The organism is Corynebacterium rouxii (genome assembly GCF_902702935.1).
Taxonomy (GTDB): Bacteria; Actinomycetota; Actinomycetes; order Mycobacteriales; family Mycobacteriaceae; genus Corynebacterium; species Corynebacterium rouxii.
The window spans coordinates 1566106-1592746 of sequence record NZ_LR738855.1 but is presented as its reverse complement, the minus strand read 5'-3'; the positions used below and the strand labels follow the sequence as shown (position 1 = coordinate 1592746).

Annotated in this window: 22 protein-coding genes and 2 pseudogenes; 20 read left to right on the top strand and 4 right to left on the bottom strand. The window is 51.0% G+C overall.

Annotated elements, in window-relative coordinates:
- Positions 1 to 2: 2 nt before the first annotated feature.
- From CIP100161_RS07890 to pyk, 11 genes are all read left to right on the top strand, one after another.
- Positions 3 to 218, top strand: a complete 216-nt coding sequence (locus tag CIP100161_RS07890; RefSeq protein ID WP_155873377.1) for a hypothetical protein — start codon at positions 3 to 5, stop codon at positions 216 to 218.
- A 160-nt stretch (positions 219 to 378) separates the two neighbouring features.
- A complete protein-coding gene (locus tag CIP100161_RS07885; RefSeq protein ID WP_155873375.1) occupies positions 379 to 1791 on the top strand; it encodes an MFS transporter in 1413 nt (470 codons plus the stop codon).
- 66 nt (positions 1792 to 1857) lie between these two features.
- Positions 1858 to 2490 carry an imidazole glycerol phosphate synthase subunit HisH gene (gene hisH, locus CIP100161_RS07880; RefSeq protein WP_155873373.1) on the top strand — a complete coding sequence of 211 codons (633 nt, stop codon included), beginning with the start codon at positions 1858 to 1860 and terminating at the stop codon, positions 2488 to 2490.
- 97 nt (positions 2491 to 2587) lie between these two features.
- A complete protein-coding gene (gene priA, locus CIP100161_RS07875; RefSeq protein WP_155873371.1) occupies positions 2588 to 3316 on the top strand; it encodes a bifunctional 1-(5-phosphoribosyl)-5-((5-phosphoribosylamino)methylideneamino)imidazole-4-carboxamide isomerase/phosphoribosylanthranilate isomerase PriA in 729 nt (242 codons plus the stop codon).
- Positions 3313 to 4098: an inositol monophosphatase family protein gene (locus tag CIP100161_RS07870; RefSeq protein WP_155873369.1), complete on the top strand. Its 786-nt coding sequence runs from the start codon at positions 3313 to 3315 to the stop codon at positions 4096 to 4098. The genes priA and CIP100161_RS07870 overlap by 4 nt, the downstream gene beginning before the upstream one ends.
- 50 nt (positions 4099 to 4148) lie before the next feature.
- On the top strand, positions 4149 to 4925 hold the full coding sequence (hisF, locus tag CIP100161_RS07865; protein WP_155873367.1) for an imidazole glycerol phosphate synthase subunit HisF: 777 nt from the start codon (positions 4149 to 4151) through the stop codon (positions 4923 to 4925).
- A 21-nt stretch (positions 4926 to 4946) separates the two neighbouring features.
- Positions 4947 to 5297 (top strand): phosphoribosyl-AMP cyclohydrolase, encoded by a 351-nt coding sequence (gene hisI, locus CIP100161_RS07860; protein WP_155873365.1) that lies wholly within the window; start codon positions 4947 to 4949, stop codon positions 5295 to 5297.
- 47 nt (positions 5298 to 5344) lie between these two features.
- The gene (locus tag CIP100161_RS07855; protein ID WP_155873363.1) at positions 5345 to 5974 is read left to right on the top strand and encodes a TIGR02234 family membrane protein; all 630 of its coding nucleotides are present in this window, start codon (positions 5345 to 5347) and stop codon (positions 5972 to 5974) included.
- Positions 5975 to 6092: 118 nt separating this feature from the next.
- Entirely contained in the window at positions 6093 to 6899 is an 807-nt protein-coding gene (gene trpC / locus CIP100161_RS07850) for an indole-3-glycerol phosphate synthase TrpC (protein WP_155873361.1), read from the top strand.
- Positions 6900 to 6970: 71 nt separating this feature from the next.
- Entirely contained in the window at positions 6971 to 7822 is an 852-nt protein-coding gene (gene lgt / locus CIP100161_RS07845; protein ID WP_155873359.1) for a prolipoprotein diacylglyceryl transferase, read from the top strand.
- A 209-nt stretch (positions 7823 to 8031) separates the two neighbouring features.
- The gene (gene pyk, locus CIP100161_RS07840; protein ID WP_003852060.1) at positions 8032 to 9453 is read left to right on the top strand and encodes a pyruvate kinase; all 1422 of its coding nucleotides are present in this window, start codon (positions 8032 to 8034) and stop codon (positions 9451 to 9453) included.
- 109 nt (positions 9454 to 9562) lie between these two features.
- Here the strand turns inward: pyk and CIP100161_RS07835 are convergent, their stop codons facing one another.
- The 3 genes and pseudogenes from CIP100161_RS07835 to CIP100161_RS07825 form a co-directional block, all read right to left on the bottom strand.
- Positions 9563 to 11992, bottom strand: coding sequence for a glycogen/starch/alpha-glucan phosphorylase (locus CIP100161_RS07835; RefSeq protein ID WP_155873357.1), 2430 nt, complete (start codon positions 11990 to 11992; stop codon positions 9563 to 9565).
- Between the two features lie 122 nt (positions 11993 to 12114).
- Positions 12115 to 13420 (bottom strand): annotated as a pseudogene (locus CIP100161_RS07830) (amidohydrolase).
- A gap of 43 nt (positions 13421 to 13463) precedes the next feature.
- Positions 13464 to 14792 (bottom strand): DUF4921 family protein, encoded by a 1329-nt coding sequence (locus CIP100161_RS07825; RefSeq protein ID WP_155873355.1) that lies wholly within the window; start codon positions 14790 to 14792, stop codon positions 13464 to 13466.
- Positions 14793 to 14823: 31 nt separating this feature from the next.
- Between CIP100161_RS07825 and CIP100161_RS07820 the strand changes: the two genes are divergently transcribed.
- Positions 14824 to 15252 carry a hypothetical protein gene (locus CIP100161_RS07820; RefSeq protein WP_003852052.1) on the top strand — a complete coding sequence of 143 codons (429 nt, stop codon included), beginning with the start codon at positions 14824 to 14826 and terminating at the stop codon, positions 15250 to 15252.
- Here the strand turns inward: CIP100161_RS07820 and CIP100161_RS07815 are convergent.
- The gene (locus tag CIP100161_RS07815) at positions 15222 to 16388 is read right to left on the bottom strand and encodes a glycerate kinase (RefSeq protein ID WP_155873353.1); all 1167 of its coding nucleotides are present in this window, start codon (positions 16386 to 16388) and stop codon (positions 15222 to 15224) included. The two genes, CIP100161_RS07820 and CIP100161_RS07815, sit on opposite strands and share 31 nt — an antisense overlap.
- A 417-nt stretch (positions 16389 to 16805) precedes the next feature.
- Here CIP100161_RS07815 and gdhA point away from each other — a divergent pair, with 417 nt between their 5' ends.
- The 8 genes and pseudogenes from gdhA to smc all read left to right on the top strand — a co-directional run bounded on the left by gdhA (position 16806) and on the right by smc (position 26540).
- Positions 16806 to 18152 (top strand): NADP-specific glutamate dehydrogenase, encoded by a 1347-nt coding sequence (gdhA, locus tag CIP100161_RS07810; protein ID WP_155873351.1) that lies wholly within the window; start codon positions 16806 to 16808, stop codon positions 18150 to 18152.
- A 168-nt stretch (positions 18153 to 18320) separates the two neighbouring features.
- A complete protein-coding gene (locus CIP100161_RS07805) occupies positions 18321 to 19034 on the top strand; it encodes a DivIVA domain-containing protein (protein ID WP_010935141.1) in 714 nt (237 codons plus the stop codon).
- 40 nt (positions 19035 to 19074) lie between these two features.
- Positions 19075 to 19605 carry a YceD family protein gene (locus tag CIP100161_RS07800; protein ID WP_014311436.1) on the top strand — a complete coding sequence of 177 codons (531 nt, stop codon included), beginning with the start codon at positions 19075 to 19077 and terminating at the stop codon, positions 19603 to 19605.
- Positions 19602 to 20351 (top strand): ribonuclease III, encoded by a 750-nt coding sequence (gene rnc / locus CIP100161_RS07795; protein ID WP_155873349.1) that lies wholly within the window; start codon positions 19602 to 19604, stop codon positions 20349 to 20351. Before CIP100161_RS07800 ends, rnc begins: the two co-directional genes overlap by 4 nt.
- A 17-nt stretch (positions 20352 to 20368) precedes the next feature.
- The gene (mutM, locus tag CIP100161_RS07790; RefSeq protein ID WP_155873347.1) at positions 20369 to 21259 is read left to right on the top strand and encodes a bifunctional DNA-formamidopyrimidine glycosylase/DNA-(apurinic or apyrimidinic site) lyase; all 891 of its coding nucleotides are present in this window, start codon (positions 20369 to 20371) and stop codon (positions 21257 to 21259) included.
- A gap of 99 nt (positions 21260 to 21358) precedes the next feature.
- Positions 21359 to 22825 (top strand): alanine/glycine:cation symporter family protein, encoded by a 1467-nt coding sequence (locus tag CIP100161_RS07785; protein ID WP_155873345.1) that lies wholly within the window; start codon positions 21359 to 21361, stop codon positions 22823 to 22825.
- A pseudogene (locus CIP100161_RS07780) lies at positions 22825 to 23016 on the top strand (acylphosphatase); the annotation flags it as partial. The gene CIP100161_RS07785 and the pseudogene CIP100161_RS07780, both read left to right, overlap by 1 nt.
- A gap of 38 nt (positions 23017 to 23054) precedes the next feature.
- Entirely contained in the window at positions 23055 to 26540 is a 3486-nt protein-coding gene (gene smc / locus CIP100161_RS07775) for a chromosome segregation protein SMC (RefSeq protein ID WP_155873343.1), read from the top strand.
- Positions 26541 to 26641 lie beyond the last annotated feature (101 nt).

Here is a 26641-nt window from a genome sequence, read left to right as displayed (position 1 = left end):
ACGTGACCGCTGTCCACACTTCGGTTGTTGCCCAGTCTACAATTCAGCCAGCAAGTTTTTTGATGGTATACGTGTTGTTTTTGGTATCTGGATTGTTAGTCGGTGGAGCTTGGGCTGCATATAAAGCCGATAACAAACTCATGGTGATTGTTCTCGGAGTTCTCGCTGCAATGGCTGCAGTGGGTGGCGTCGTGTGGGCGGTAGGTATCTACCAATAGGCTGTAGTAGGGGGAGTCGATTGACTTTTATATACCTCACGCTAGGCTCGAAGTAGCGATAAAAATTTGTTAAGGCTGGGAAGCAACTTCTCAGCCTTTCCATTTTGTTCCCCATATTCAATAGTCCTTTAATCCTCGTTGACCTCTAAGGAAGGAGCCTGTGAAAACACTCGAAGCTACCTCCACCCAGTCTGAAGCTCCCGCGCAACCATGGAAAATTTCTGGTTTTACCTCAACACTTATCGCTGTTGCAGCAGCTTTCGCGGCGTTTTCGCTCATGCTGCCAGTCATCCCGTTGGCGGTGATTGCCTCAGGGCAGTCTGATGCCCTTGCCGGAGCGACTACCGCTACGTTTATGGCTATCACAGTGCTGACTCAAATATGTACCTCTCGGTTGATCCAGGCTTTTGGGTATCGAGCGGTCATGATCGTTGCAGCGCTTCTTCTCGGTTTGCCGTCTTTGTGGTACGCAGTATCGCTAGATCCTGCTTCAGTGCTGATCGTTGCGGCAATTCGTGGTGTCGGATTTGGTTCGTTGTGTGTTGCACAGTATGCACTTATTGGGGAAATAGTTCCAGCAGGCATGCTCGGAAAAGCCTCGGGGTTACTTGGAGTCGCAGTAGGTGCGTCTCAAATGGTGGCGCTTCCTGCAGGCCTTTTGCTGGTTAATGCAGGCTACAGTTTTGACTTGGTGTTCTTTATTGGTGGCGGCATTGCCTTGATTGCTGCGTTTATGGCGGTAGCAATTCCCAACGTGGAGTCAGATGCTTCTAGCATAGACACGAAAGGAAATGACGAAGCCGGAGTAGCTGTCGACGACCCAGCTTGGCGACGCGCTGAACTGAAGTACGAGCGCCGGCAACGGATTATCCATTCTAAGATGGTTCAAAAAGCGAAATTTGCTATTCCAGCTAAGCCGCGTGCAAAAATCAGTGCGCGTATTCATCGTCGTCCGAGACCCCATGGTTTGATTGTGACAGTCGTTCCAGCATTGGCGTTAGCAAGTGTCTCTATGGGATATGGAGCGGTTTCGAGTTTCTTACCGGCTTCAGTACGCGACATCGATCCAGCACGTGGAGCTGCCTTAGCCGGTGTCATGTTGTCTATCGTGGGCGCTGCGCAGATGATTTTCCGCTTTTTTGCAGGCATGCTAGCTGACAAATTGAATCGTCCAGGAACAACAATGATCCCTGGTTTGATTCTGTCGGCATTAGGTCTTGCTGGGCTCGTTGCGGTGCTCGCGCTGGGATGGCCACTGGCAACACTGATTTGTGCCGCTATCTTGTTCGGTGCTGGGTTCGGACTCGTGCAAAACGAAGCTTTGCTGGAAATGTTTCTGCGAGTTCCTCGAGAAAAAATTGGTCACGCATCAACTATTTGGAATGCAGCGTTCGATTCGGGAACTGGCGTAGGTGCCATCATGTTGGGCATGGTGGCAGCACACTCTGGTTATGCAATGGCTTTTGCTGGAGGAGCGGTTCTTGTAGCTATTGGATTCATCGCAGAGCTAACTGATCGTGGTGTGCAACGTCGGCATCGTGCCCGGCGTGTAGCGGCTTCTGTTGCGGATTAACGTGCGGGGGTAGTTATGCACGAGCGCCCCACAACGGTAGTTGATAACCAGTTAGGATGAGAAACCATGAAGAAAGTGGCACTTCTCGATTACGGTTCTGGGAATCTGCGTTCAGCGCAACGAGCGTTGGAACGAGTGGGCGCAGATGTAGAGGTAACAAACGATCCGGATGTAGTACTCGCTGCGGACGGCCTCCTCGTACCAGGTGTGGGTGCTTTCGATGCGTGCATGAAGGGGCTCAAATCGGTCCAAGGTGACCGAATGATTGGTCAACGCTTGGCGGGGGGACGCCCTGTGATGGGCATTTGTGTAGGTATGCAGATCATGTTCGATTCTGGCAACGAACACGGAATCTCTGCTGCTGGATGTGGGCAGTGGCCGGGAAACGTCGAAAAGCTTGAAGCTCGTGTTCTGCCGCATATGGGCTGGAACACTGTGGAAGTATCGCAAGGCTCACAGCTTTTTGCTGGACTCGATGCTGATACTCGTTTCTATTTTGTGCACTCTTACGGTGTGCGCTCGTGGGAGTTCGAAGGCGACGGCTTAACACGTGCGCCATTAGTAGCGTGGGCTCAGCATGAATCTGATCGATTTGTTGCTGCAGTTGAAAATGGTGCATTGATGGCTACTCAGTTTCACCCAGAGAAATCTGGGGATGCTGGTGCTCAACTCCTGCGAAATTGGATTGGTCTGTTGTAAATCGCGCAGTGGGGAGTAACGTGAGGCTTTAGCGGGGTGGGGGTGCAACCCCGCTGAGGTGAGCCTTGTTGTGCAGAAGCGTCTACACTATTGCTTTATGACTTTCACACTTCTCCCCGCCGTCGATGTTGTCGATGGTCAGGCAGTTCGTTTGGATCAAGGTGAAGCCGGAACCGAAAAGTCGTACGGTTCCCCCATTGAGGCTGCGCTGAAATGGCAGGAACAGGGGGCGTCGTGGTTACATTTCGTGGACTTAGATGCAGCTTTCAACCGTGGATCGAACCATGAATTGATGGCGGAAGTTGTTAAAAACCTAGACATTAATGTTGAGCTGACCGGTGGCATTCGTGATGATGCATCGCTCAAGCGAGCGCTTGCTACAGGTGCGCGTCGTGTCAACATCGGAACTGCTGCTTTGGAGAAACCCGAGTGGACCGAAAAAGTTCTTGGTGAATATGGTGATGCGATTGCTGTCGACATTGCAGTTCGCAATATCGATGGTCAATGGCGTACGCGCGGTAACGGTTGGGTTTCTGACGGCGGAGACCTGTGGGAGGTACTCGAGCGCCTTGATAGCCAAGGATGTACACGATTCGTAGTCACCGATGTATCTAAAGACGGGACGCTAAGCGGGCCCAATATCGATTTGCTTCGCGACGTTTCCGCGGCAACCGATGCCAAGATTGTAGCCTCTGGTGGAATTTCTACCTTGGAGGATGTGTTGGAGCTTGCGCGATATGAAGATGAAGGGATCGATTCTGCCATTATTGGCAAAGCGCTGTATGAAGGTCGTTTCACCCTTAAGGAGGCGCTCGCCGCGCTATGACCGATGTTCGGGACCTTTATCATATTGCAGAGGCAATACTCGATGATGCCGAGCGTCTATTCATTCAGGGCATAGGTTCAGCGCCTACCACGTTTAAAAACGGCGGTGATTTTGCTACCGAAATGGATCTGAAAATCGAGCAATATCTGCGCACCCAACTGGTCATGATGACTGGAATTCCTGTTTTTGGTGAGGAATACGGTGGAAAACTAGGAACACCCATGTGGGTGGTTGATCCTATCGATGGAACTGCTAACTATGTGGCTGGGAATCCAATGTCATCGATATTAATAAGTCTCATTGTGGATGGGGAACCCGTTATTGGGCTGACCTCAGTTCCCATGGTCGGACAGCGCTTCGGTGCGTACGCTGATTCACCATTGTTACTGAATGGGCAGGTTCAACCCCAGATGAGTGCTCGGGATCAACGACATGTTTCCCATGTTGGATTCACATCAATCGCATCGCCACGAGAATCCTCGTTTCCTACGGTTGTTCGCCAAGGTCTACTCGGTGCCTTGGCGCAAACGTATCTGCGGCCGCGTATCACAGGATCAGTAGGAATTGATCTAGCTTATGTGGCCTCAGGTATTTTTGATGCTGCTTTGAGCCTAAGCCCTAATCTGTGGGATAACGCTGCAGGGATCATGCTTGTTCGCGCTGCTGGGGGAGTAGTTACCGACCTTGATGGCAACCAGTGGACTCCTACCTCACAGGGGGTAATTGTGGGTTCGCCCCGATCTCATGAAGTGTTGATGGCTACCATTGACACAATGAGATAACTATCTCGCGTTACTTTTCCAGCAGTTATTTCACACAAGGAGCTAACACCATGCCAGTCGCAGTTCGAGTGATTCCATGTTTGGACGTGAAAAACGGTCGCGTGGTCAAAGGAGTTAACTTTGAGGGACTTAAAGATGCCGGCGATCCAGTAGAGTTGGCTGCTCGTTATGATGCCGAGGGTGCCGATGAACTAACGTTTCTCGATGTTTCAGCATCTCAAGATGGCAGGGGCACCATGCTGGAAGTCGTGCGACGAACAGCAGACCAAGTGTTTATTCCGTTAACTGTTGGCGGTGGTGTTCGCAGTGCTGAGGATGTAAATCAACTACTGCGTGCAGGTGCTGACAAAGTCAGTGTGAATACTTCTGCGATCGCTCGTCCTGAGTTACTACAAGAGCTTTCTCAGCGGTTCGGCGCTCAATGCGTTGTTTTAAGTGTAGATGCTCGTCGAGTACCAGAAGGGGGCAAACCACAGCCATCGGGCTTTGAAGTAACCACACACGGGGGAACGCGGTCTGCTGGAATTGATGCGGTCGAGTGGGCACAGAAAGGCCAAGAGCTGGGAGTCGGCGAAATTTTGTTGAACTCCATGGATGGTGACGGAACAAAGCGTGGCTTTGACCTAGAACTGATCGAAAAAGTCCGTCATGCTGTGTCTATTCCCGTGATCGCATCGGGTGGAGCAGGTAAACCTGAAGACTTTCCTCCAGCGATTGCTTGTGGCGCTGACGCTGTTCTTGCGGCTTCAATTTTCCATTTTGGTGAAGTCACAATTTCTGAAGTGAAAAAGCAGGTAGCGGCTGCTGGCTACGAAGTCCGAAGCTAGTGCTTGAGGAAGGAATAACACATGGACGATCCAGAATCCTATGAGCTCGATCCCAGTATTGCGCAGCGAGTAAAATTCAACAGCGCTGGGTTAGTTCCCGCAGTTGTCCAGTCCACAGATGGGGAAGTGCTCATGCTGGCTTGGATGGATGCGCATGCGTTGGCGTACACCATTGCCACGCGAAAGGGTACGTATTTTTCGCGTTCTCGAAACGAATATTGGATCAAAGGTCTTACTTCAGGCCACACTCAGCAGGTAATAGGTCTGCAATTGGATTGTGATGGCGATACCGTGTTGATGACGGTGATTCAGCAAGGCGGAGCATGTCACACAGGTGACCGCACCTGCTTTGACGCTGACGTTATCATTTAATTTTTTGGTACGGATCAAAAACGTGAGCTGGAAGGGCGGCAACGCACATGGCTGGTAGGAAGATAGTCTCGGCTTTGGCTATCGGACTCGGAGGAATCGTTTTGTGGGGCTCCTCGCGGATGCCGTGGCTACATGTTGAAGCATTCGATGACAAATCGGGTGCAAAACAGGTTGACATGCTCGGTGCAACATGGAGCACGGAAACGACGGCGGTTGCTTTAGTACTTATAGCTGCTTGTGTGGCCATTCTTGTATTGCGTCGCTCTGGACGACGTGTCGTGGCCTTAGTCTCAGCTGTGGCCGCAGCCGGTGGATTGTGGGCACCTGTTCAACTGCTTTTTAATGAACCAGATGCAACACGTGCGCTAAATATCTTGACTTCGCATGCGGCTACTGGTCATGCGAAAGACGGTGCTGCTTTAACCGGATGGGCAGAAATCACGCACATTTCTGTGCAGGCACCTTCAGTAATTTTGGCGATGTTTGGTGCGGGATTTGCTCTCATTGCAGCGATTATTGCCACCATGGATCCTGGCGAGGATTCTGCGCAAAAATCGAGGTTTGAACGCCAGCAGGCGCGCAACGAAAAAATTGAGTCGGAGTTGGAAGAAGCTCCGGATTCGGGGCGCGTGCTTTGGGACGCTATCGACGCAGATATTGATCCGACTGACCGCTAGTAGGTTTGGATACGGTATTAGTCCATTGTGACCGTGTAGCCGAATGATTTTTTAACTTGGTAGGCAAACAAGTAGCCTAAGAAGTGGCAAACGTCGCTTGAGACCCTGTGGGATGGCTATGGTTACAGTCTTCGATGAGATCATCGCTGGTGTGGTGGAAGACGTTGCCGCGCGTGAAGCGCAGGTATCATTCCAGGACATCAAAGCGCAGTCCCGTCTGTGTGAGCCCCCTAGGGATGCTTGCGGAGCATTGTTAGCAAGTGGCTGTGGAATCATCGCGGAGATTAAAAGGGCAGCGCCTGGTCAAGGTTTGCTTGCGGAAATTCCTTCGCCAGTAGATCTGGCTCTTGAGCTCGAGTCCGGTGGTGCGGCATTGATTGCTTGTCAAACAGAGCGTCGTCGGTTTCATGGTTCTTTGACAGAGATGGCGAAGATTCGTCGTCATGTGTCCGTTCCTGTCATGTGTCGTGATTTTATTGTTGATCCCTATCAGATTCATGAAGCTCGCTGTTATGGTGCTGATATGGTGCCGCTTCGGGTAGCTGCGCTTGCACAGTCACGGCTCGTTGCATTAATTGACCGGGTGGAGTCTTTAGGAATGGCTGCGCTTGTCGAGGTTCGCGATACTGCAGAGGCTTCTCGTGCTTTAGACGCTGGTGCCCGAATCATCGGAGTTAATGCGAGAGATTTTTCTACGATGACACTTAATCGGGCGGCTTTTTGCGACATTGCTCCAGGACTTCCTAGCGACGTAGTTCGAGTGGCGCTTTCAGGGGTACGAAATGCCAAAGAGCTTTTAGATTATGCCTCGGCTGGGGCAGACGCGGTAGTGATTGGTCAAAGCATTGTGACGGCGCAATCACCACGAGCGGCGACACGTGCATTGGTCGCTGCAGGCCAACATCCCTCGTGTCCCTCTCGATAGCGAAGCTAACGGTTAAGATGGACCACAGTGTGACTTTGTCCTGAGACTAAAAATACTGTGGAGAAAAATTAGTGGGAAACATCCAATATCTTGCGGCTATTCCATCGCCTCCTCAAGGTGTATGGCACCTTGGCCCGGTACCGATTCGTGCGTATGCGCTGTGCATTATCGTTGGTATTTTCGTTGCGATGAAGATCGGTTCAGTTCGCTACCAGCAACGAGGCGGTAACCCTGATCTAGTCATCGATGCGGGTATTGTCGCTGTGATTGCTGGAATCATTGGTGGTCGTCTGTATCACGTGTTGACGGATAATCAGAAATATTTTTGTGCTGATTGCAATCCAGTTGATGTTTTTAAAATTACTAATGGTGGGTTGGGGATTTGGGGAGCGGTAGCACTAGGCACTATCGCGGTTTACCTTTATCTCAAGAAAAAAGGTGTTGCTTTTGCCCCATTCGCAGATGCTGTTGCACCTGGAATTATTTTGGCGCAAGCCATTGGGCGATTGGGTAACTGGTTTAACCAAGAACTTTATGGCCGCGAAACCTCGGTGCCTTGGGCGCTGGAGATCTATTACCGTGTAGACGCATCGGGGAAATTTGCGCCACTAACGGGGCATTCTACGGGCGAGGTTATCGCTACTGTTCATCCGACGTTTTTATACGAGATGATATGGAACCTTGTAGTTTTCGCAGTGCTGTTGTGGGCCGATAAGAAGTTCACGTTGGGACATGGCAGGGTATTTGCATTGTACGTGGCGGGCTATACCGCAGGTCGATTTGTCGTTGAGAACATGCGTGCCGACGATGCCACGATGGTGTTTGGGCTTCGAATCAATGTGATTGTTTCGGTGGTCGTATGCGCTATAGCGGTATGGGTTTTGTTCGCGTTGCGACGTGGGCATGAATCCATTTTGAGCTAAAGCTTCATCGCTGATTCGTCAAGTGTGATTGAAATCGCTTTCAATTTTTTGGCACGTTGAATTTTGTCCGAATATGTCCGAAAATGCCCGCTTGTGGGCATTTAGGATGTGTGATTTCGATGTGTGATGGCGCCTAACTGGCTATTTAATTGCCTTTCACACGGTCCGATTCCTAGCGGTGATCCGCTAACAGGGTTAGTGTTTAGAGCATGGAACGTCGAACTAAGATTGTTTGTACATTAGGGCCGGCAGTCGCTTCCCGTGAGGGAATTCTTGGACTGGTCAAAGCTGGCATGAATGTCGCACGTATGAATATGTCACACGGCGACCACGCAGATCATGAGAAGAATTACCAGTGGGTGCGCGAAGCAACGGATGAAACCGGACGGGCTGTTGGTATTCTTGCCGATTTGCAGGGGCCAAAGATTCGTCTCGGTCGCTTTATCGATGGCGCAACTGTGTGGGAGAACGGCGAAATTGTTCGCATCACAGTTGATGACATCGAAGGTACACACGACCGTGTGTCTACCACCTACAAGAACCTCGCTAAAGATGCGAAGCCTGGCGATCGTCTCTTGGTTGACGATGGCAAGGTTGCGTTGCGCTGTGTTGAAGTAGACGGAAATGATGTTGTTTGTGAGGTCGTAGAAGGCGGCCCAGTTTCTAACAACAAGGGTGTTTCCCTTCCAGGAATGGATATTTCCGTTCCAGCTTTGTCTGAAAAAGACATTGCTGATTTGCGCTTCGCTCTCAAGCTCGGCGTTGATATTATCGCGTTGTCCTTCGTGCGCTCCCCAGCAGATGTGGAACTTGTCCATGCCATCATGGATGAAGAAGGTCGCCGTTGCCCAGTGATCGCGAAGCTTGAAAAACCAGAAGCGATGGATGCTTTGGAGTCCATCGTCTTGGCTTTCGACGGCATCATGATTGCTCGCGGTGACTTGGGTGTTGAGTGCCCACTGGAGCAAGTGCCACTGTTCCAGAAGCGTGCTATCCAGATTGCTCGTGAAAACGCTAAGCCTGTGATTGTGGCAACCCAAATGCTCGATTCCATGATCGAGAACTTACGTCCAACTCGTGCTGAAGCTTCTGACGTTGCCAACGCTGTTCTCGACGGCGCAGATGCCGTTATGCTCTCCGGTGAGACTTCAGTCGGTATCGATCCAGCCAACGTTGTCCGTACGATGTCACGTATCGTTTCCTACGCTGAGATTGATGGCCGCGTACCAAACTTGGCTCACATTCCACGTACTAAGCGTGGCGTGATTTCCTACTCTGCACGCGACATTGCAGAGCGTTTGAATGCAAAAGCACTTGTAGCATTCACCTCTTCAGGCGATACCGCAAAGCGCGTTGCTCGTTTGCACTCGCAGTTGCCACTGTTGGTCTTTACCCCTCATCAGGAAGTCCGCTCTCAGTTGGCTTTGACTTGGGGTGTAGAAACCTTCCTTACCGACGAGGTTAAGGACACGGACGAGATGATGCGTACGATCGATGAGCAGTTACTTGCTCTCGATACCTACAGCGAAGACGATATGATCGTGCTCGTAGCCGGAACCCCTCCAGGAGTCCAAGGCAATACCAACATGATCCATGTGCACCACCTAGGTGAGGACCTCAACGGTCTATAAAGCTTGGATGATAAAAGACCGTAGGTGCTACCTAGCGCCTACGGTCTTTTATCATGAGAAAGTCCACTGTGGTCAGGGAAGACCCTGTCCACAGTGGACTTGTTATGCACTAGTGGTTAATCGGCGTTGCATCGATCTTCCATACCTCGCGCGCGTAGTCGGAGATGGTGCGATCGGAGGAAAAACGACCGGATTCGCAAATGTTAATCCAACACTTACGAGCCCATGCCAAACGATCAGACATGTAATCATTGGCCATACGATCGCGAGTCTCGCGGTAGGAGGCATAGTCGCCGAGGACGTAGTAAACGTCGGGAGTTTCCCAGCCGTTGCCGTCGAGAAGTGAGCCACGCAAGTCGTGGAACCAACCGGAATTGTCGTCGTTGACAGTGCCGTTGATCAATGCGTCGAGGACACGCTTAAGCCCTGGCACAGTTTCGTATTTCTCGTAAGGGTTGTAATGAGCCTTGAGTTCAGGAAGCTCCTCGTTTTTAGCTCCGAAGATGTAGGCGTTGTCGTCGCCAACAGCATCGAGGATTTCCACGTTGGCACCGTCGAGAGTACCGAGAGTCAGCGCACCGTTCATCATGAACTTCATGTTTGATGTACCGGATGCTTCCTTACCAGCGGTAGAGATCTGCTCAGAAACATCAGAGGCTGGGATGATGTGCTCTGCAGGTGAAACATTGTAGTTTTCTACGAACACAACCTTGAGAGTCTTGGAAACCTCAGGATCATTGTTTACCAGCTCGGCAATGGCGTTGATCAGCTTGATAATAGCCTTTGCGCGGATGTAGCCAGGTGCAGCCTTTGCACCGAAGATGAAGGTGCGTGGCGCGATACCGGTTTCCCCGTCTTCCTTGATACGGAAGTAGAGATCCATGATGTACAAGGCATTGAGGAGCTGGCGCTTGTACTCGTGGAGGCGCTTGATCTGGGTGTCGTAGATAGAATCAGAATCGACGAAGATTCCTTGACGGTCTTCAATCCACCGAGCGAAATCGACCTTGTTGGCGGTCTTAATCTCGAGCAGTTCCTTCATCACGGCATCGTCGTTGACGAATTCACGGAGCTTATGCAGCTCGGACAAATCGGTTACCCAAGCGTCGGATCCCAGCAGGCGAGTGAGCAATGCCGATAGACGTGGGTTGCACATCTTGAGCCAACGGCGAGGCGTTACGCCATTTGTCTTGTTGTTGAATTTCTCAGGCCAGAACTCATGCCAATCGCGAAGCGTTTCGGCTTTAATGATCTCAGTGTGAAGCGCAGCCACACCGTTGATAGAAAATGCTGCGTAGCAGGCGATCCATGCCATGTGAACGTTGCCGTCTTGGACAGGTGCCATGTAGTCTATCTGACCTTGGTCAACGCCGCGGGCTTGCATTTCCTCGCGGAAGCGGCGGTCGATTTCCTGAGTGATTTCCCACACGCGGTAGAACAGCTGCTGGAAGATAGAGACGTTCCACTGTTCAAGTGCCTCAGCGAGAACCGTGTGGTTGGTGTAAGCAAACGTTCCTTGAACGACTGCCCAAGCATCGTCCCAGCTCATGTCGTGTTCATCAAGCAGCAGGCGCATGAGCTCAGGAATGGCGAGCACTGGGTGGGTGTCGTTGAGCTGGATGCTGTTGTACTTGTGGAAGTCTCGCAGATCCGTACCGTGGTGCTCGATGTAGTTATCTATCATCTGCTGCAAGGAAGCAGATACGAAGAAGTACTGCTGGCGTACACGCAGCACCTTGCCGGCGTAAGTGGTGTCGTTAGGGTAGAGGACACGGCAAATATCCATGACCCGTTCGCGTTCGACGATAGCGTCGGTGAAGCGTTGGGAGTTGAAGGCGTCGTAGTCGAACTCCTCCATGGGCTCAGCTTTCCACAGACGTAGTGTGCCTACGTTATCGGTACCGTAGCCGGTAATAGGCATGTCGTATGGGGTAGCACGGACAACTATGTCGTCGAAGGTGACGGTGCGCTGTTGATCGTCACGACGAATGGTAAATGGGTAACCATCTTCACGCCATGCGTCGGGGTGCTCGGTTTGGAAACCGTTATCGAAGGTCTGCTTGAACAGGCCGTAGCGGTACAAGATGCCGTAGCCGGTAACTGGGAAGTCTTGCGTAGCGCATGAATCAAGGAAACATGCTGCTAGGCGTCCAAGACCACCATTGCCCAGTGCTGCGTCGTTTTCTGCTTCGAGTACGTCGGCGAGTTCGTGGCCATTGTTGCGAACCTCTTCGGCTACGGACTCGTCTAAGCCGAGGTTGGTGAGGTTATTGAGTAGTGCACGTCCCATGAGGAACTCTGCAGAAAAATAGTGTTGCTGGCGCGTTGCACTGTAGGCCTTGGTTGTGGCATCCCAGTTGTCGGCTAGTTGCTGCATGACTGCAGCGGAGAGTCCGAACCAGAACTTGCGGTCGGTTGCATCTGCGGGGGCAGTGCCTGAGGCTGCACGGACGTAGCCGGCGATGTTCATATCAGCGCAGGCAGGGTGGGAATCAGAGGCGGACACGTGTCCTGTTTCGAGGGAGTGATGTTTGCTCATGCCTACTCCTAAAAGTATTTCTTATGCTCTATAAGTACGACACTTATGACGTACTTATTCGAAGTGCTATCTTACTTGTCTGTTTTGTACTCTCGGAGCCAAATGGGCATTCCGATCGGAACCTAGTTATGGGCTAAGTCACTTCGAGGGGGGAGTGTCTGGAGTGAGATAACTGAGTACGGCAATAATGGCAGCTTGCGTAGATGAAGTGACAGTTGGGACAAAATCCGGCAGGAACGTCCCTGAATGATTTACTGGAATGTCTTGATCGATGGTTCCAGCGTCACGTGCAGCTTCCCACTGTTGTTGAGGGGTGCAACCAACTGTCCAAAAAAGGTACGGCGCTTGAAATGCGTCCGGAATGTTGGAAAAGTCTTCCGATGCTGTCCACTTTTCTGCTTTTGTTGACTTATCGCCGAAGTGGGCATCGAGTTGTGGCCTAACCGTAGCAAAAACTTCGCTATTGTTGCTGGTCAAGGGGCCGTGGGCGAAGTACCTAAATGTTGGGTCAACGGTTGTTGATTGGGCTGCGCATTCGGCGCGTACGACGCGTTCGATTGCGGAGTAGAGGGTATCGCGAACCCCCTCGTCGTACATGCGACAGTTCACAACGATGCGGGCAGTACCTGGAATGGTGTTATTCGAATTTCCAGACTCTAAGGTGCCCACAGAAACTACCGCGAATTGGTCTGGTGGGATTTCGCGCCCGACAATACCTTGCAGCCTAATCACGATCATCGAGGCAATATACGTGGGATCGATGGCGTTATGGGGCATGGAACCGTGGGCGGAACGGCCCGTGATAATTATCTCAATAGAATCGCAGGCTGCGAGTGCAGGTCCAGGCATTGTCATTACTTGGCCAGCAGGTCCAGGCACAATGTGCTGACCAAAGCAGACATCGGGACGTGGGATTGCACGGCCTAATCCGTCGGAAACCATGGCTGCGGCGCCTTGACCATTTTCTTCCGATGGTTGGAACAATGCCACAAACGTTCCTGACCATGCATCGCGATGAGCATTAAGAGCTGCGCAGCATCCCAAAAGTGCAGTGGTATGCATGTCGTGACCACAAGCATGCATGACGGGCACCAAGGTGCCGTTGCGATCTTGTTTGCGTGTCGACGCAAACTCGGCGCCCGTGAGTTCTAGCACTGGCAGGCCATCGAAATCTGCGCGCATGAGAACGCAGGGGCCGTCGCCATTGCGAAAGACAGCGACAATTCCGTAGCCACCAATATGGGTAGTGACCTCGCAATCAAATTGTTTCAATTCATCGCAGATCAATTGGGCGGTCCATTGCTCGGTGCCCGATAATTCTGGATGCTGGTGCATGCGCTTGTATATATCGCGCTGCCACTCTAAGCGTTCCATACTGTGTGCGAGCACTGTTTTCATAGTGGAAGATTTGGCTTCGTTAAAAGTCATAAACTCCACCATAGGGGAAAGCTCATAACTCGCTGTAGTTGCGCTACATGTTGAGATTTTTGTTGTACAGAAGACTATTTCGACGCACGGAACATTCGGTGGCAATCCGAATAGAACCATCGATGGCACCACTGTCTCTGAGCTCATAAAGTCGAGGCACGACCCGATCACGGACATCCCACGGAGACAAAGTGTTGAGATACACCTTGGTACTTCCCTCAAAACCTGCCAGTGTTGATACGCGCCACTTGATCATCACTCGCCATGGCATTGCGATATCAAGATCGATAGGCTTGTGGTGCCATTCTTCATTGCACGGAACGTGTGGGCCAGCTGCAGCATGACATGCATGAATGAGATCACTCATCGCCTTAATTTCTTCATTCGTTTGTAACCATGGCTCAGGGGTAGCCGAACGAGAAAAAACTTCCAATGTGGGATAACGGTGACCAAAACCAGCAAAGCAGACTGCATGATCATTTTCCGCGATGATCAAATTGCGCTGGCCTGCGTAGTCAACAGCCCACTCGTTGTACATGTTGGGGTAATTGCGTAGTTTGGCTATTTCCGTTTCCCCATGCACGCCACGCTCATCGATGGCAACAAGCTGCTTATGCAGATGGTCAAAGGATGCGCCAGCTGGCTTTAACCAGTTTTGGAATACTGCCACATAGGGTGCATACCTATTGCGCTGATAAGCTTCGCGCAGTGCGTCGACAGTAAAGAAAATAAAGGCAAAATGCTCGTCCGGACTCAGCATCCCAGCAGACGCGAGCTGATCACTTTGTGTTGCATCAGGGACAAAATGACGTTGTCCGATGATGAGGTCATGGCCGCCTCCGAAAAATGCTTCGCCTTGGGGGAGCAAGGTGGCGTCGTCAGGCATGTCCTGTATTCCTGCGGCCTGGAGTTTTGTGCGCACCGTGGCAAGCACATGCTCTCGGCCTTTTTCGGTGCTGATATAGGACTGCATCCAATCTGTGGTTTCAAGATCCATACTGAAGCCGTAGTTGTTGCGCCAGTAATCATAAGAAACAATTTCGAACAGATTAGAAACCCTACGAAACGCAGGAACTGAATCGTGCAAACGATCCGGCAGCACTCCTCTTAGTATTGTCCAGCCGTCATCGTCACGAACGATACGAGCCTTTTCAGGCGGAGTATCGAGATAACGATCCGAACAAAAAGCGCAAGTATTTGAGTGATCACTTGGTGTAATCGGAGTGATATTCCCTTGTGGCGTAGATAGTGGTCTATGGCCACGGCCTGGGACTGTCCACACCTCCGTGCCCGAAAACGGGTTGACCTGCTTTATGGTTCCATCAGGCATTGTCTGGATAGCGGTGGGGTGAGAGTACATGTGGCCGTTCATATCTTTCAAGGATATTCGCTAGGCTAAACACATGCCTAGGATTGTGTTTGACTGTTTAATTGACGAACCTGCAGCCCGTCATCTTATCGAGCGTATCGACGCTCTCACAGCGCTGCTGGTGCGAGACAACGTAGTGCACAGCGCGCACGTGGATCATCAACCGCAATCTCCTCAACCAGACAGTGTTCGCGAAGAACTAACCACTACGTATCTGCGCGATCGAGGTGCGGAAACCGCAGATGAGCTCAGTGATGACGTCGTAGCGCTCGATGAGTTATCCCTCCAGCGATTTACCATCGTGGTTGATGGTTTGAACGGATCACTCAACGAGACGGCAATGACATATTCGCGCCTGCTCACCCCCGCCGCACGCTTGAGTAACGATGCATTCGACTTCACAGACGAGCAACGCTACGAAGTTCCAGCAGCTTATCCTTGGACCGTTTTTGTCAGCGCATAAGTAGTAAAGGCCTGTTGCGCTGCGGAACGGATCTGATCTCGCACGCTCAAATGCTCCTTGAAGTCAGGTAGCTCGACTGCTGTCATCGATAAATGATCGAATTGTTGAGAGCAACTAGGCTCTACGCTACCGGCAAGAACCATCATGTCTACTTCATGCTGTGCTGCGAGACGGGCGATAGTGCCAACGACCTTGGTATTAAACGAAGTATGATCCAAGCGACCTTCACCAGTAATCACGAGATCGGCATTCGCAATGTGTTCTTCAAGATTGCATGCGTTGGCAACCACCTGCGCGCCGGGCATGATAACCACATTGTTATTGTTGCCATGGATAAGGCTAGAAAGCCATGTGATTCCAATGGGAAGTCCGCCTGCGGCACCTAGACCTGGGGTTGTCGGATCAACACCGGAAACAGCACAGATTGTTGCGATCCCGTTTTCTAACATGGCTATGTCTTCCGCGGAGGCTCCTTTTTGGGAAGCAAAGGTATGTGCTGTGCCTTCAGGACCAGTTGCAGGGGAGTTAACGTCGGTAAGCAGTACCCACGACATGGCAGCCGCAGGGATGTTTACTTGGGCGGTGTCGAGATAATCAAGCTCACCGAGGGCTCCACCGCCTTGGCGTAGGGGCAGGCCTTGCTTATTCATAGGTGTTGCACCTAAAGCCACTAATATTCCGGTTCCGGCATCGGTGGTGGCAGTTCCGCCTAGTCCCAATACAATGCGTCGAGCACCTCGAGTTTCTGCATCCGCAATAAGGACACCGGTGCCGTAAGTATCTGCAGTAAGCGGGCGAAGTTCATCTTCTACTGCAGGTAATCCGGAGGCTGCTGCCACATCAATGTACGCAGTTTCCGATTGTGGGTCGAAACGATAAGTCGCTTCGGTAAGTCGGCCATTGGCATCTGTTGTCGGAAGCGTGATGTCGATTCCTTCGAAGCATGACGACGTACCTTCGCCACCGTCCGCCATGGGAACCGTTGTTATCTCAACGTTTATACCTTCGCACTCGTTGCTTTGAACGGCTGCTTGAATGCCTTCCGCAATAAAAGCCGCAGCTTGTGAAGTGGTAGCGGTGGATTTAAAAGAATCTGGAGCGATCACAATCTTGAACGTGCGATTGGGGTGGGGCATACCTATCCTTGTGCATTTTGGGGAGACAGTAGTAGTAGAATTGTGGAGTATTGATCCTAAACATTGTACGGGGACGCTCGTAGATACCAAGCCGACAAGATTTCTACTATTCGATTGAAAACTCCTGATTTTTTTGGAAGGTTTTTGGATTCTTGAGGCTATCGGTCAAAAATTTTTTAACCTCAAGGGTTTCACTACTATCGCAGCTAAATGCATTTATATCTACGTTTAAGGGAGTGGAGTGGGGAAAGAATTTGGTTAACTTTCGATAGTTCAATAGGAATTTTGTTTTTGCTTGTGTAGAGTCTCACTTGCTGGATAACACACCGGCCGAAAACGGACATAGCTCAAGCGGCTAGATAGCTGCAGGGGCATAGTCCTTAAGTCCGGAGACCACGTTCCTGAGGAGGTACGAAAATGTCGTCTATCGATGAGAAGGTACAGGGCTACTACGAGCTGCTTTTGAAGCGAAACCCTGCGGAGCCGGAATTCCACCAGGCAGTTAGTGAAGTCCTTGACTCTCTGAAAATTGTTTTGGAAAAGGATCCTCACTACGCGGACTACGGCTTGATTCAGCGCTTGTGTGAGCCTGAGCGCCAGCTTATGTTCCGCGTTCCATGGGTAGATGACAACGGAGTTGTCCAGGTTAACCGTGGTTTCCGCGTTCAATTTAACTCGGCCATCGGTCCTTACAAGGGCGGTCTGCGTTTCCACCCATCCGTTAACTTAGGCATCATCAAGTTCTTAGGCTTTGAGCAGATCTTTAAGAACTCTTTGACCGGTCTTCCTATCGGCGGTGGCAAGGGTGGTTCCGACTTCGACCCTAAGGGTAAGTCTGATGCAGAAATTATGCGCTTCTGCCAGTCCTTCATGACAGAGCTTTACCGCCACATCGGCGAGTACCGTGACGTTCCTGCTGGCGACATCGGAGTTGGCGGCCGCGAGATTGGTTATCTATTCGGTCAGTACCGTCGACTAGCAAACCAGCATGAGTCCGGTGTTTTGACCGGTAAGGGTCTTACCTGGGGCGGATCCTTGGTCCGTACCGAGGCTACCGGTTATGGATTGGTGTACTTCACTGCTGAGATGCTTGCTCATCACGGCCAGTCCTTCGAAGGTAAGAAGGTTATTGTTTCCGGTTCCGGCAACGTGGCAATTTACGCCATCGAGAAAGCTCAGGAACTGGGCGCAACCGTGATTGGTTTCTCGGATTCTTCTGCTTGGGTTGAAACTCCTAACGGTGTGGATGTTGCCAAGCTCAAGGAGATCAAGGAAGTCCGTCGTGAGCGTGTATCGAGCTATGTCGACGAAGTTGAAGGCGCAATCCTACACACTGAGGGCTCGATTTGGGATCTCACCTGTGATGTTGCTCTTCCATGTGCCACCCAAAACGAGCTTGATGGCGAGCATGCCAAGAAACTAGCTGACAATGGCTGTGCCTTCGTTGCAGAGGGTGCCAACATGCCATCGACCGCTGATGCTATCGAGGTCTACCGCGAGCGTGGAATCCACTTTGGTCCAGGTAAGGCTGCTAACGCTGGCGGCGTGGCAACCTCAGCACTGGAGATGCAGCAGAACGCATCTCGTGATTCGTGGAGCTTCGAGTATGCAGATCAGCGCCTTCGCGAGATCATGAAGGGTATCTTCAAGAACTGTGAGTCTACTGCTCGTGAATATGGTCATGAGGGTGACTACGTAGTAGGTGCCAACATTGCAGGCTTCAAGAAGGTCGCAGATGCGATGCTCGCACAGGGTGTGATCTAAGTTCTGTTAACGGGTGCAGTGGCCCCCTCTAGTACTAGTCGGTCGAAAAAATTGACTAGTGTCAGAGGGGTCTTTTTGTTGCAATAATAAGAGGTAGAACTCTATAAAGGGGCAACACGCGTTGATATTAACAAGCGACACAACAGTTACTTGGTTACCATGTTTATCATGTACCGCGTATTCGAATGCTTCGATGAACTTATTGACATACTAGAAAAGTCCACCGGCGTCCCGATGACCTCAAACTGTATGGTTCCACGGCATCATATGCTTGCTTTGATCGATGAGGCACGTAATGCGCTGCCTAATGAAATTGATGATGCTCAAGATGTGATCGATCAACAAGATGAGATTTTGCGCGGTGCGCAAGAACGCGCACGCACAACAATTGATGAGGCTAACGAGGAAGCTCGTCGTACTGTGACGCAGTCCCGTGAAGAAGCCGATGCATTAGTCGCAGACGCTGAAGAACACGCAGAACGCGTGGTACGTCAAGCTCAGGACGAGGCAGATCGTCTCGTGGACGGTGCTCGTCGTGAAGCGGACGATACCGTAAATCGTGCGCAGGCTGAGGCCGAGCGACTTATCGCAAGCGGTAACGATCAATACCAGCGCTCTGTTGACGATGGACTGGCAGAACAACAGCGACTGGTGAGCGAAGCTGAAGTGGTCCGTCGTGCGAACGAAGAGGCCCATAGGGTAGTAGATGCGGCGCATGCAGACTCCAACAGACTGCGCAAAGAATGCGATACCTTTGTGGAAAACAAGCTAGCGGATCTCGAGGAATCCTTGTCGTCTACATTGCGGACGATCTCTCGTGATCGAGCAGCTTTGCGACGTGGTGCCGGCGCGTCCGGCGGTGGGAACCATTCACAGTCATAATTCACCGAAGATATCGTGACGCGAGTACACTAGTGCAACGATGAATACTGAGTCTTCTCCCTTTGTTTTTAACGTTGGAACTTTAGTACGCGGCAGTGCAGTTCCAGCGTCGGTGCAGCAGACAGGCCCCAGCCCTGTCCGAATTGGCCCTGCGATGATTGCGATCCCCGAAAACGGTGACGTTACAGTCAATGCCACCATTACTCCACTCGGAGATGCATTAATGGTGGATGCAGATGTGTCTGCGGAGCTCTCTGGTGAGTGTGTGCGGTGTCTCCAGCACATGGCACCGCAGGCGCAATTTCATGTTAACGAAGTGTTTGCGTTGACCGAAGACTTTATCACTGGAGATGACGGTGACGGTGAAGACGACGATGTCACGGTAATTACCGGTGACACCGTGGATATTCTGCAAGCTGTTATTGATGAGGCGGGGATGTCACTGCCGTTTAATCCACAGTGTGAAGGCGGTTGTGTGCAGTCGGATTCTGATGTGCCAGAACCTGATGGTATTGCAGGAGAAACAGAACTAGTTGATCCTCGTTGGGCTGGATTGGAGAAGTTCCTGTGAGCAGGAGAAAAAAGCGCGTCACTGGTGAGCAGGCGCTACGACTTGAATTCGAGAGTGTTGATCACCAACCACTGATTGATGCGTTGGGGGTTAACATCCCACGTGAGCTACTCGTTCTGGCATTAACGCACCGTTCGTTTGCTAACGAAAATGGCATGCTTCCCAACAATGAGCGCTTGGAGTTTCTAGGTGATTCGGTCTTAGGGCTTTCTGTCGCAGGGCAGTTGTATCAGCAGTACACGTCGAGCCCTGAAAGTGATATTTCCAAGATGCGCGCGAGTATCGTGAGTCGTTATGGGCTCGCAGATATTGCTCGCGAAATTAACTTGGGACAGCACATTTTGCTGGGTAAAGGTGAACAGCTTCACGACGGTCGCAGCAAGGACTCAATTCTCGCAGATACGACGGAGGCGCTTCTCGGTGCTATTTACCTAGCGCATGGTTTTGAAGTTGCTCGGGACACGGTGCTTCGTCTGTTCAAGCACAAGATCGATACGGCAAGTGCTACGGGTCTTCACCAAGACTGGAAAACCACCTTGCAAGAGCGCTTGGCAGAGCGCAATCTTGAGATGCCAACTTATACATCTACTGTTACGGGGCCAGAGCACGAACAAACTTTCACAGCAGAGGTTGCAGTTCATGGCACTGTGCTAGGAACTGGTGTTGGAACAAACAAAAAACTTGCGGAGCAAGCTGCAGCCCACAAAGCGGTTGACTTCCTTCAAGATAATCCCGCGTTTGTCTAACAGCTTAGAGGATCTTCATGCCTGAACTGCCAGAAGTTGAGGTTGTACGCCGCGGGCTTACTCCCTTTGTGCTTGGCGCAACTATCATCGATGTTGCTGTTGAGCATCCCCGCAGCATTAGGACAGTTGAAGGTGGGGCCGGCGAACTCATAGGGTCAATACAAGGTCGTGAGATCACTCGTATAGGTCGCCGTGGCAAATTTTTGTGGTTCGAGCTCGCAGACCATGGCGACTCTACATGTGGAGCTTCCCAGCAGGGGCTTCTGATTCATTTGGGTATGAGCGGCCAAATGTTGATCAAAACCCACGATTCGACTCTGCATTCTCATCGTAGAATTCGTACCACGATTGTCCGCCCGGATGCTCAAGAAAGCTATGAGCTTTGGTTTGTTGATCAGCGCACTTTTGGTTATTGGGCGCCGACCACATTTGTAGAAACCGCTCACGGCTGCGTTCCAGAACAGATCACCCACATTGCACGTGATCTTTTAGATCCTCAACTCGAAAGAGAAGATCTTGCGCGATTGATCCGTACGAAAAATAGTGAAATTAAAAGAGTCCTGCTTAACCAAGAAATTGTCTCTGGGATCGGCAATATTTACGCCGATGAGATGTTGTGGGCTGCGCAAATTCATCCGCAAACTCCAGCCTCGCATTTGTCTGTCGCACAGTTAAGTAATTTGCTCGAACACGGTCAGCGAGTCATGAACGCCGCTTTAGTTCAAGGCGGAACTAGCTTCGACTCTCTTTATGTTAACGTCAATGGGCAATCGGGTTATTTTGATGTATCTCTTCATGCCTACGGTCAACAAGGTCGAGCGTGCGATCGCTGTGGGATGAATATTATCCGTGAAAAGTTTGCTAACCGCTCGAGTCATTTTTGCCCACGTTGTCAGCTTATGCGCTAGGCCACGATACGTGATCGGCATAGCATTGTCGCGGAAAACGTTATCAACACCATAGGTAAATTTACGTGATTACCGCATGTGCCAGTACTATTCCACTCTATGGAAAGCCTGCAGACGTTCATCACAGATGACATTAACGATAATTATTGGAAGATCATTCCATTTCTTCTGATAGCAGCCGGTCTTTATTTCGCGTGGCGCACAATCCTCGTCCAAATTCGGATGATTCCGGAGATGTTCCGAGCAGTCGTAGAAAAGAACGACACCCCAGAATCACATACGGACGCAGAAGGTATCTCTGCATTCAAGGCGTTTACAATTTCTGCTGCTTCACGCGTGGGAACCGGAAACGTTGCAGGTGTTGCAGTGGCAATCACCCTAGGCGGCCCTGGTGCCGTGTTCTGGATGTGGATGATTGCGCTGTTGGGTGGCGCAACTGCATTCGTAGAATCAACACTGGCACAGCTGTGGAAAACTAAAACCGATGACGGCACCTACCGCGGGGGTCCTGCGTTTTATATGACGCGTGGACTGAACGCGAAATGGTTGGCCGTCATTTTTGGTGTGGCGATCACTGTTACCTACGGCTTTGTGTATAACTCGATTCAGTCAAACTCTATTGCTGAGGCAGTGGGCGAATCGCTAGGTACGAACGATAATCAATTCAAGATTATCGTTGGCGCAGTATTGGCACTGCTGACTGGTGTCATCATTTTTGGTGGCGTGCAGCGTATTGCTAACTTTACCCAAATTGTGGTTCCTCTCATGGCTTTGGCTTACATGGCCATTGGCATCATTGTTTTGGTGCTTAATGTCGAAAAAATCCCTGGCATGTTTGGCGATATTATTGGTCATGCGCTGGGTTTTGAAGAGATCGCAGGCGCCACCGTCGGCGCTGCATTTATGAACGGTATGCGACGCGGCTTGTTCTCCAATGAGGCAGGACAAGGATCTGCTCCCAATGCGGCAGGTACTGCCAATGTTTCGCACCCAGTAAAGCAAGGACTGGTGCAAACTTTGGGCGTTTACTTCGACACTATTCTCGTGTGCTCGATTACTGCGTTTATCATTTTGCTGAGTGATCCAGAATATGGTGCGGACGTTAAAGGTGCCACGCTTACTCAGCAGGCATTGAGCGGGGAAGTCGGTGTATGGGGTACGCACTTCATCACTGTTATTTTGTTTTTCTTGGCGTTCTCATCGGTTATCGGTAATACATTCTTGGCGCAGTCCAATATCGAGTTCTTCACGCAATCGAAGACCACCATGACGATTTTCCGTTTGATCGTTGTCGCTTGCGTATTTGGTGGCGCTATAGGTCCGTTGCCGTTGGTATGGGCTTTGGGCGATACATTCGCTGCAACCATGGTGGTTATTAACCTGATCGCTATCGTGCCTCTGGGTGGCGTGGCTGTTGCTCTGCTGAAGAACTACAACCAGCAAAAGGCTAAGGGATTTGATCCGGTATTCCACCGCGATATGCTTCCTAATGTTCGTAACATCGAATGCTGGGACGGATCTGACCCAGTCACACGTCGCGATCACAAGATTGTGCGCGAAGTCTAATGCATGATACGAATGCACGGCTTACGGCGTGGGTACTTGGCGCAGTACAGGGAGTGGGATTTCGCTAGTGGGTGTATTCCCAAGCAAAGGAACTCGCATTGGCTGGTTCTGCTTCCAACCTTGTCGACGGCCGTGTGTGCGTAGTGGCCGAGAGGCCGAAACATTTGTGTGAAGAATTGTTGCGCAGGCTTTCCGCACTCGCTAGCGCAGGTTTGCTAGAATCCCACGAGTGTATTTAAAGTCGCTGACGCTTAAGGGATTCAAATCGTTTGCGTCTGCCACCACGTTAAAATTCGAACCCGGAATCTGTGCGGTTGTTGGCCCTAACGGTTCCGGAAAATCGAACGTTGTGGATGCGCTCGCGTGGGTAATGGGGGAACAAGGCGCTAAGAACCTGCGCGGCGGAAAAATGGAAGATGTGATCTTTGCGGGGGCAGGAGATCGCAAGCCACTAGGTCGTGCCGAAGTAACTTTGACCATTGATAACTCTGATGGTGCTTTGCCTATTGAGTACACCGAGGTATCGGTAACTCGCCGAATGTTTCGTGATGGTGGCGGTGAGTATGAAATTAATGGGCATAAAGCGCGTCTGATGGATATCCAAGAGCTTTTGTCCGATTCCGGTATTGGCCGTGAAATGCATGTGATCGTTGGTCAGGGGCGATTATCTCAAATTTTGGAATCACGGCCTGAAGATCGTCGAGCTTTTATTGAAGAAGCCGCTGGCGTTCTGAAACATCGACGACGAAAAGAAAAAGCTCAGCGCAAACTGGTAGGTATGCAGGCGAATCTCGATCGTCTTAGCGACCTCACCGTAGAACTAGGTAAACAACTCAAACCGTTAGCCCGGCAAGCTGAAGCAGCACGCAAGGCTGCAACCATCCAATCTGAAGTCCGCGACGCACGATTGCGCATTGCTGGTTATCAGATTCATTCGTTAGCGAGCTCGTTAAAGGACGCGCAGTCGAACTATGATTCCATTGCGGAAAAACTAGAGGAAGTTACCAAACAATTAGAAGAAGCCACAGGTGCACAGCTTGAGGCGGAAGAAGCTTGGGGGAAGATCAGTCCTGAGGCCGAAAAATCCCAGCAGTTGTGGTTTGAACTGTCTTCATTAGCTGAGCGGGTTTCTGCTACACAAAGAATCGCTACAGATCGCGCGAAAAACTTCTCAGAAGTGCGGTATTCGGGCCCAGACCCAGATGAATTGGCAGAAAAAGCTGCACGTGCCGATGCTGAATACGCAGAAGCGGAAGAAACCGTAGACATCTTGAGCGAACGGTTGGAGTCTATCCAAGACAACGTTGCTGAGCTTGAAGAGCGGGCGCAGCGTGCGGATCGAGAACATTTGGCTCAGGTTCGTGCCATTGCTGATCGTCGCGAAGGAATTGTTCGACTTCTTACTCTTGAAAGCCAGCAGCGGGAGCATATTGTAGCTGCTGAAGCAGAGCTGGAGCGGTTGCGCGAAGCAGAATCCGATATTGCTACTCAAGCTCGGAGCAAGGACGCAGAGCACAAAGATTGTCAAGCGTTGTTGCAAGATGCACGTTCACGTATTGAGCCATTGTCGCAGTCACGTGATACCGCTTTGTCTGAATCTCGTGCCGCCGATAGTCGATTGGAACAGCTACGAGAACAACAAAGCGATATCGATAAATCGATATCGCGGTTGGAGTCTAAAATTGAGACTCTCGAATCGCATCGAATGACCCGAAATACGGTCGAACAATGGGAAAAGCTGCAAAGTTTTTATGGGGTTGACCGTTGCATTATTCCTCAGCGCGGCATGGAAAAAGCAATTGCGGCTGCGTTGGGGCCGGTTGCTGAGGCACTCGTAGGAGAAACTACAACAGCGGAACTACAAGCGCTTGATATTGAATCATTGGCGCGTCACATAGTTATCACTCCAAGCGAATCTCATGATTGGCGACTCGATACGGATTTGCCTAATTACGCTTCGTGGCTGCTGGATTATGTTGAATTAGCTCCGGAAGTAAGTTCAACGATCGTTCAAATTTTGGCAGATGTGGTGTTCGTAGATTCCTATGAACACGGATGTGAAGTGGTCAACCATGATCCCCGATTGCGTGCTGTCTGCGTAGACGGAACGATGTGGGGTCATGGCTGGGTTGCCGTGGGGTCTGCAGAGCGATCTGCTGTCGAGATTACTGCTGAAATTGACCGAGCCGAAAAGGATTTAGAAGTTGCCCAGCTGCAACGGGCGGAGCTTGCTGGCACACTCAATGGGGCACATGAGGCTGCTGATGAGGCGCGCGTGCGGTCGGCTCAGGCTCAAGCAGTGTGCCGTGAACAAGAAATTGTCGTAGAAAACTATTCTCGTCGAGTAGAAGCTGTTTCGAATGAGCTAGAAGCTAGGCAACAAGAACTTCATCGACATGCGTTGCGGGTGCGAGAAGCTCAGGATCGGTTGAACCAACTACGACAGCTGTGGGAAGAGACTTCTGATCGGTTGTCGCGAGTAGAAGAAGATAACTCAGAAGAGGAACCTTCAACCAATGAACGTGATGAGGCAGCAGCTGCGTTATCTCATATGCGTTCTATGGAGGTAGAAGCTCGTTTGAGCTTACGTACTGCGCAAGATAAAGCCGAGCATATCCGAGGACGCGGTGACGGGCTTCGTCGACAAGCAGAATATGAACGTCAGGCTAGGGCTCGTCATGATCAAGCCGTGGCACGTCAACGTCGAAAAGCGGAGATTGCGAGCGTAGTGGCGCAGCAATGCCTCGTGGTAGCAGAACGTGTCGACGATGCTCTTGCTCGTGCGACTCAGTGGAAAGAAAACACGATCGCGCAGCGCAGGATCATTTCTGCTCGCGTGTCTGCGGCGAAAGATGCGGTTTCGGCGCTTCGTACTAACGCGAATCGTTTGACAGAGAAATCACATGCAGCGGAGTTGTCGTTAGGGCAAGCACAGGTACGCCTTGAAGAAGCTCACGAGAAAATTGTTGAGCAATTAGGCATTGCGATTTCAGATCTCATGCGTGATTACACACCTCATGAAGGCTTTGATATTGGAGCACAACGAGTGCGCCTGAAAAATGCGGAAAAAGACCTCAATGCATTAGGAAAAGTCAACCCGTTGGCGCTCGAAGAATTCAAAGCATTAGAGGAACGCTATGAATTTCTGTCAACGCAGTTAGCTGACGTGGAACAAGCACGACGTGATCTTCATGGCGTTATCAACGACGTAGACGCCAAAATTCTGCAACTTTTTACCGACGCTTGGAAAGACGTAGAAGCCGAGTTTCCTCGGGTATTTGCCACCTTATTTCCAGGTGGTGAGGGACGTCTTGTGCTCACCGAACCACACGATATGTTAACGACTGGTATCGAGGTGGAAGCTCGACCTCCTGGGAAACGAGTCAAGCGCCTGTCGTTGCTTTCAGGCGGCGAGAAGTCGTTGACTGCATTGGCGATGTTGGTTGCCATCTTCCGTGCGCGCCCATCTCCGTTCTATGTGATGGATGAAGTCGAGGCGGCGCTTGACGACGTCAACCTGCGTCGACTCATTGCACTGTTCCAAGAACTACGTGATGACTCACAGCTGATCGTTATTACACACCAAAAGCCGACAATGGATGTAGCAAACGTTTTGTATGGGGTGACCATGCGTGGTGACGGTATTACGCGGGTAATTTCGCAGCGAATGACACCAGACGTCACCAAGCTTCCTGAGCCTCAACCCGCAGAGTAGACTAACCTGCGAACGATTTAAGATCGCACGCGAATTCGTTGTATTGTTTTTGTCTTGTCTTTTTCATCTCACGACCTGTCAAGACACCGAAAGAAAGAGGA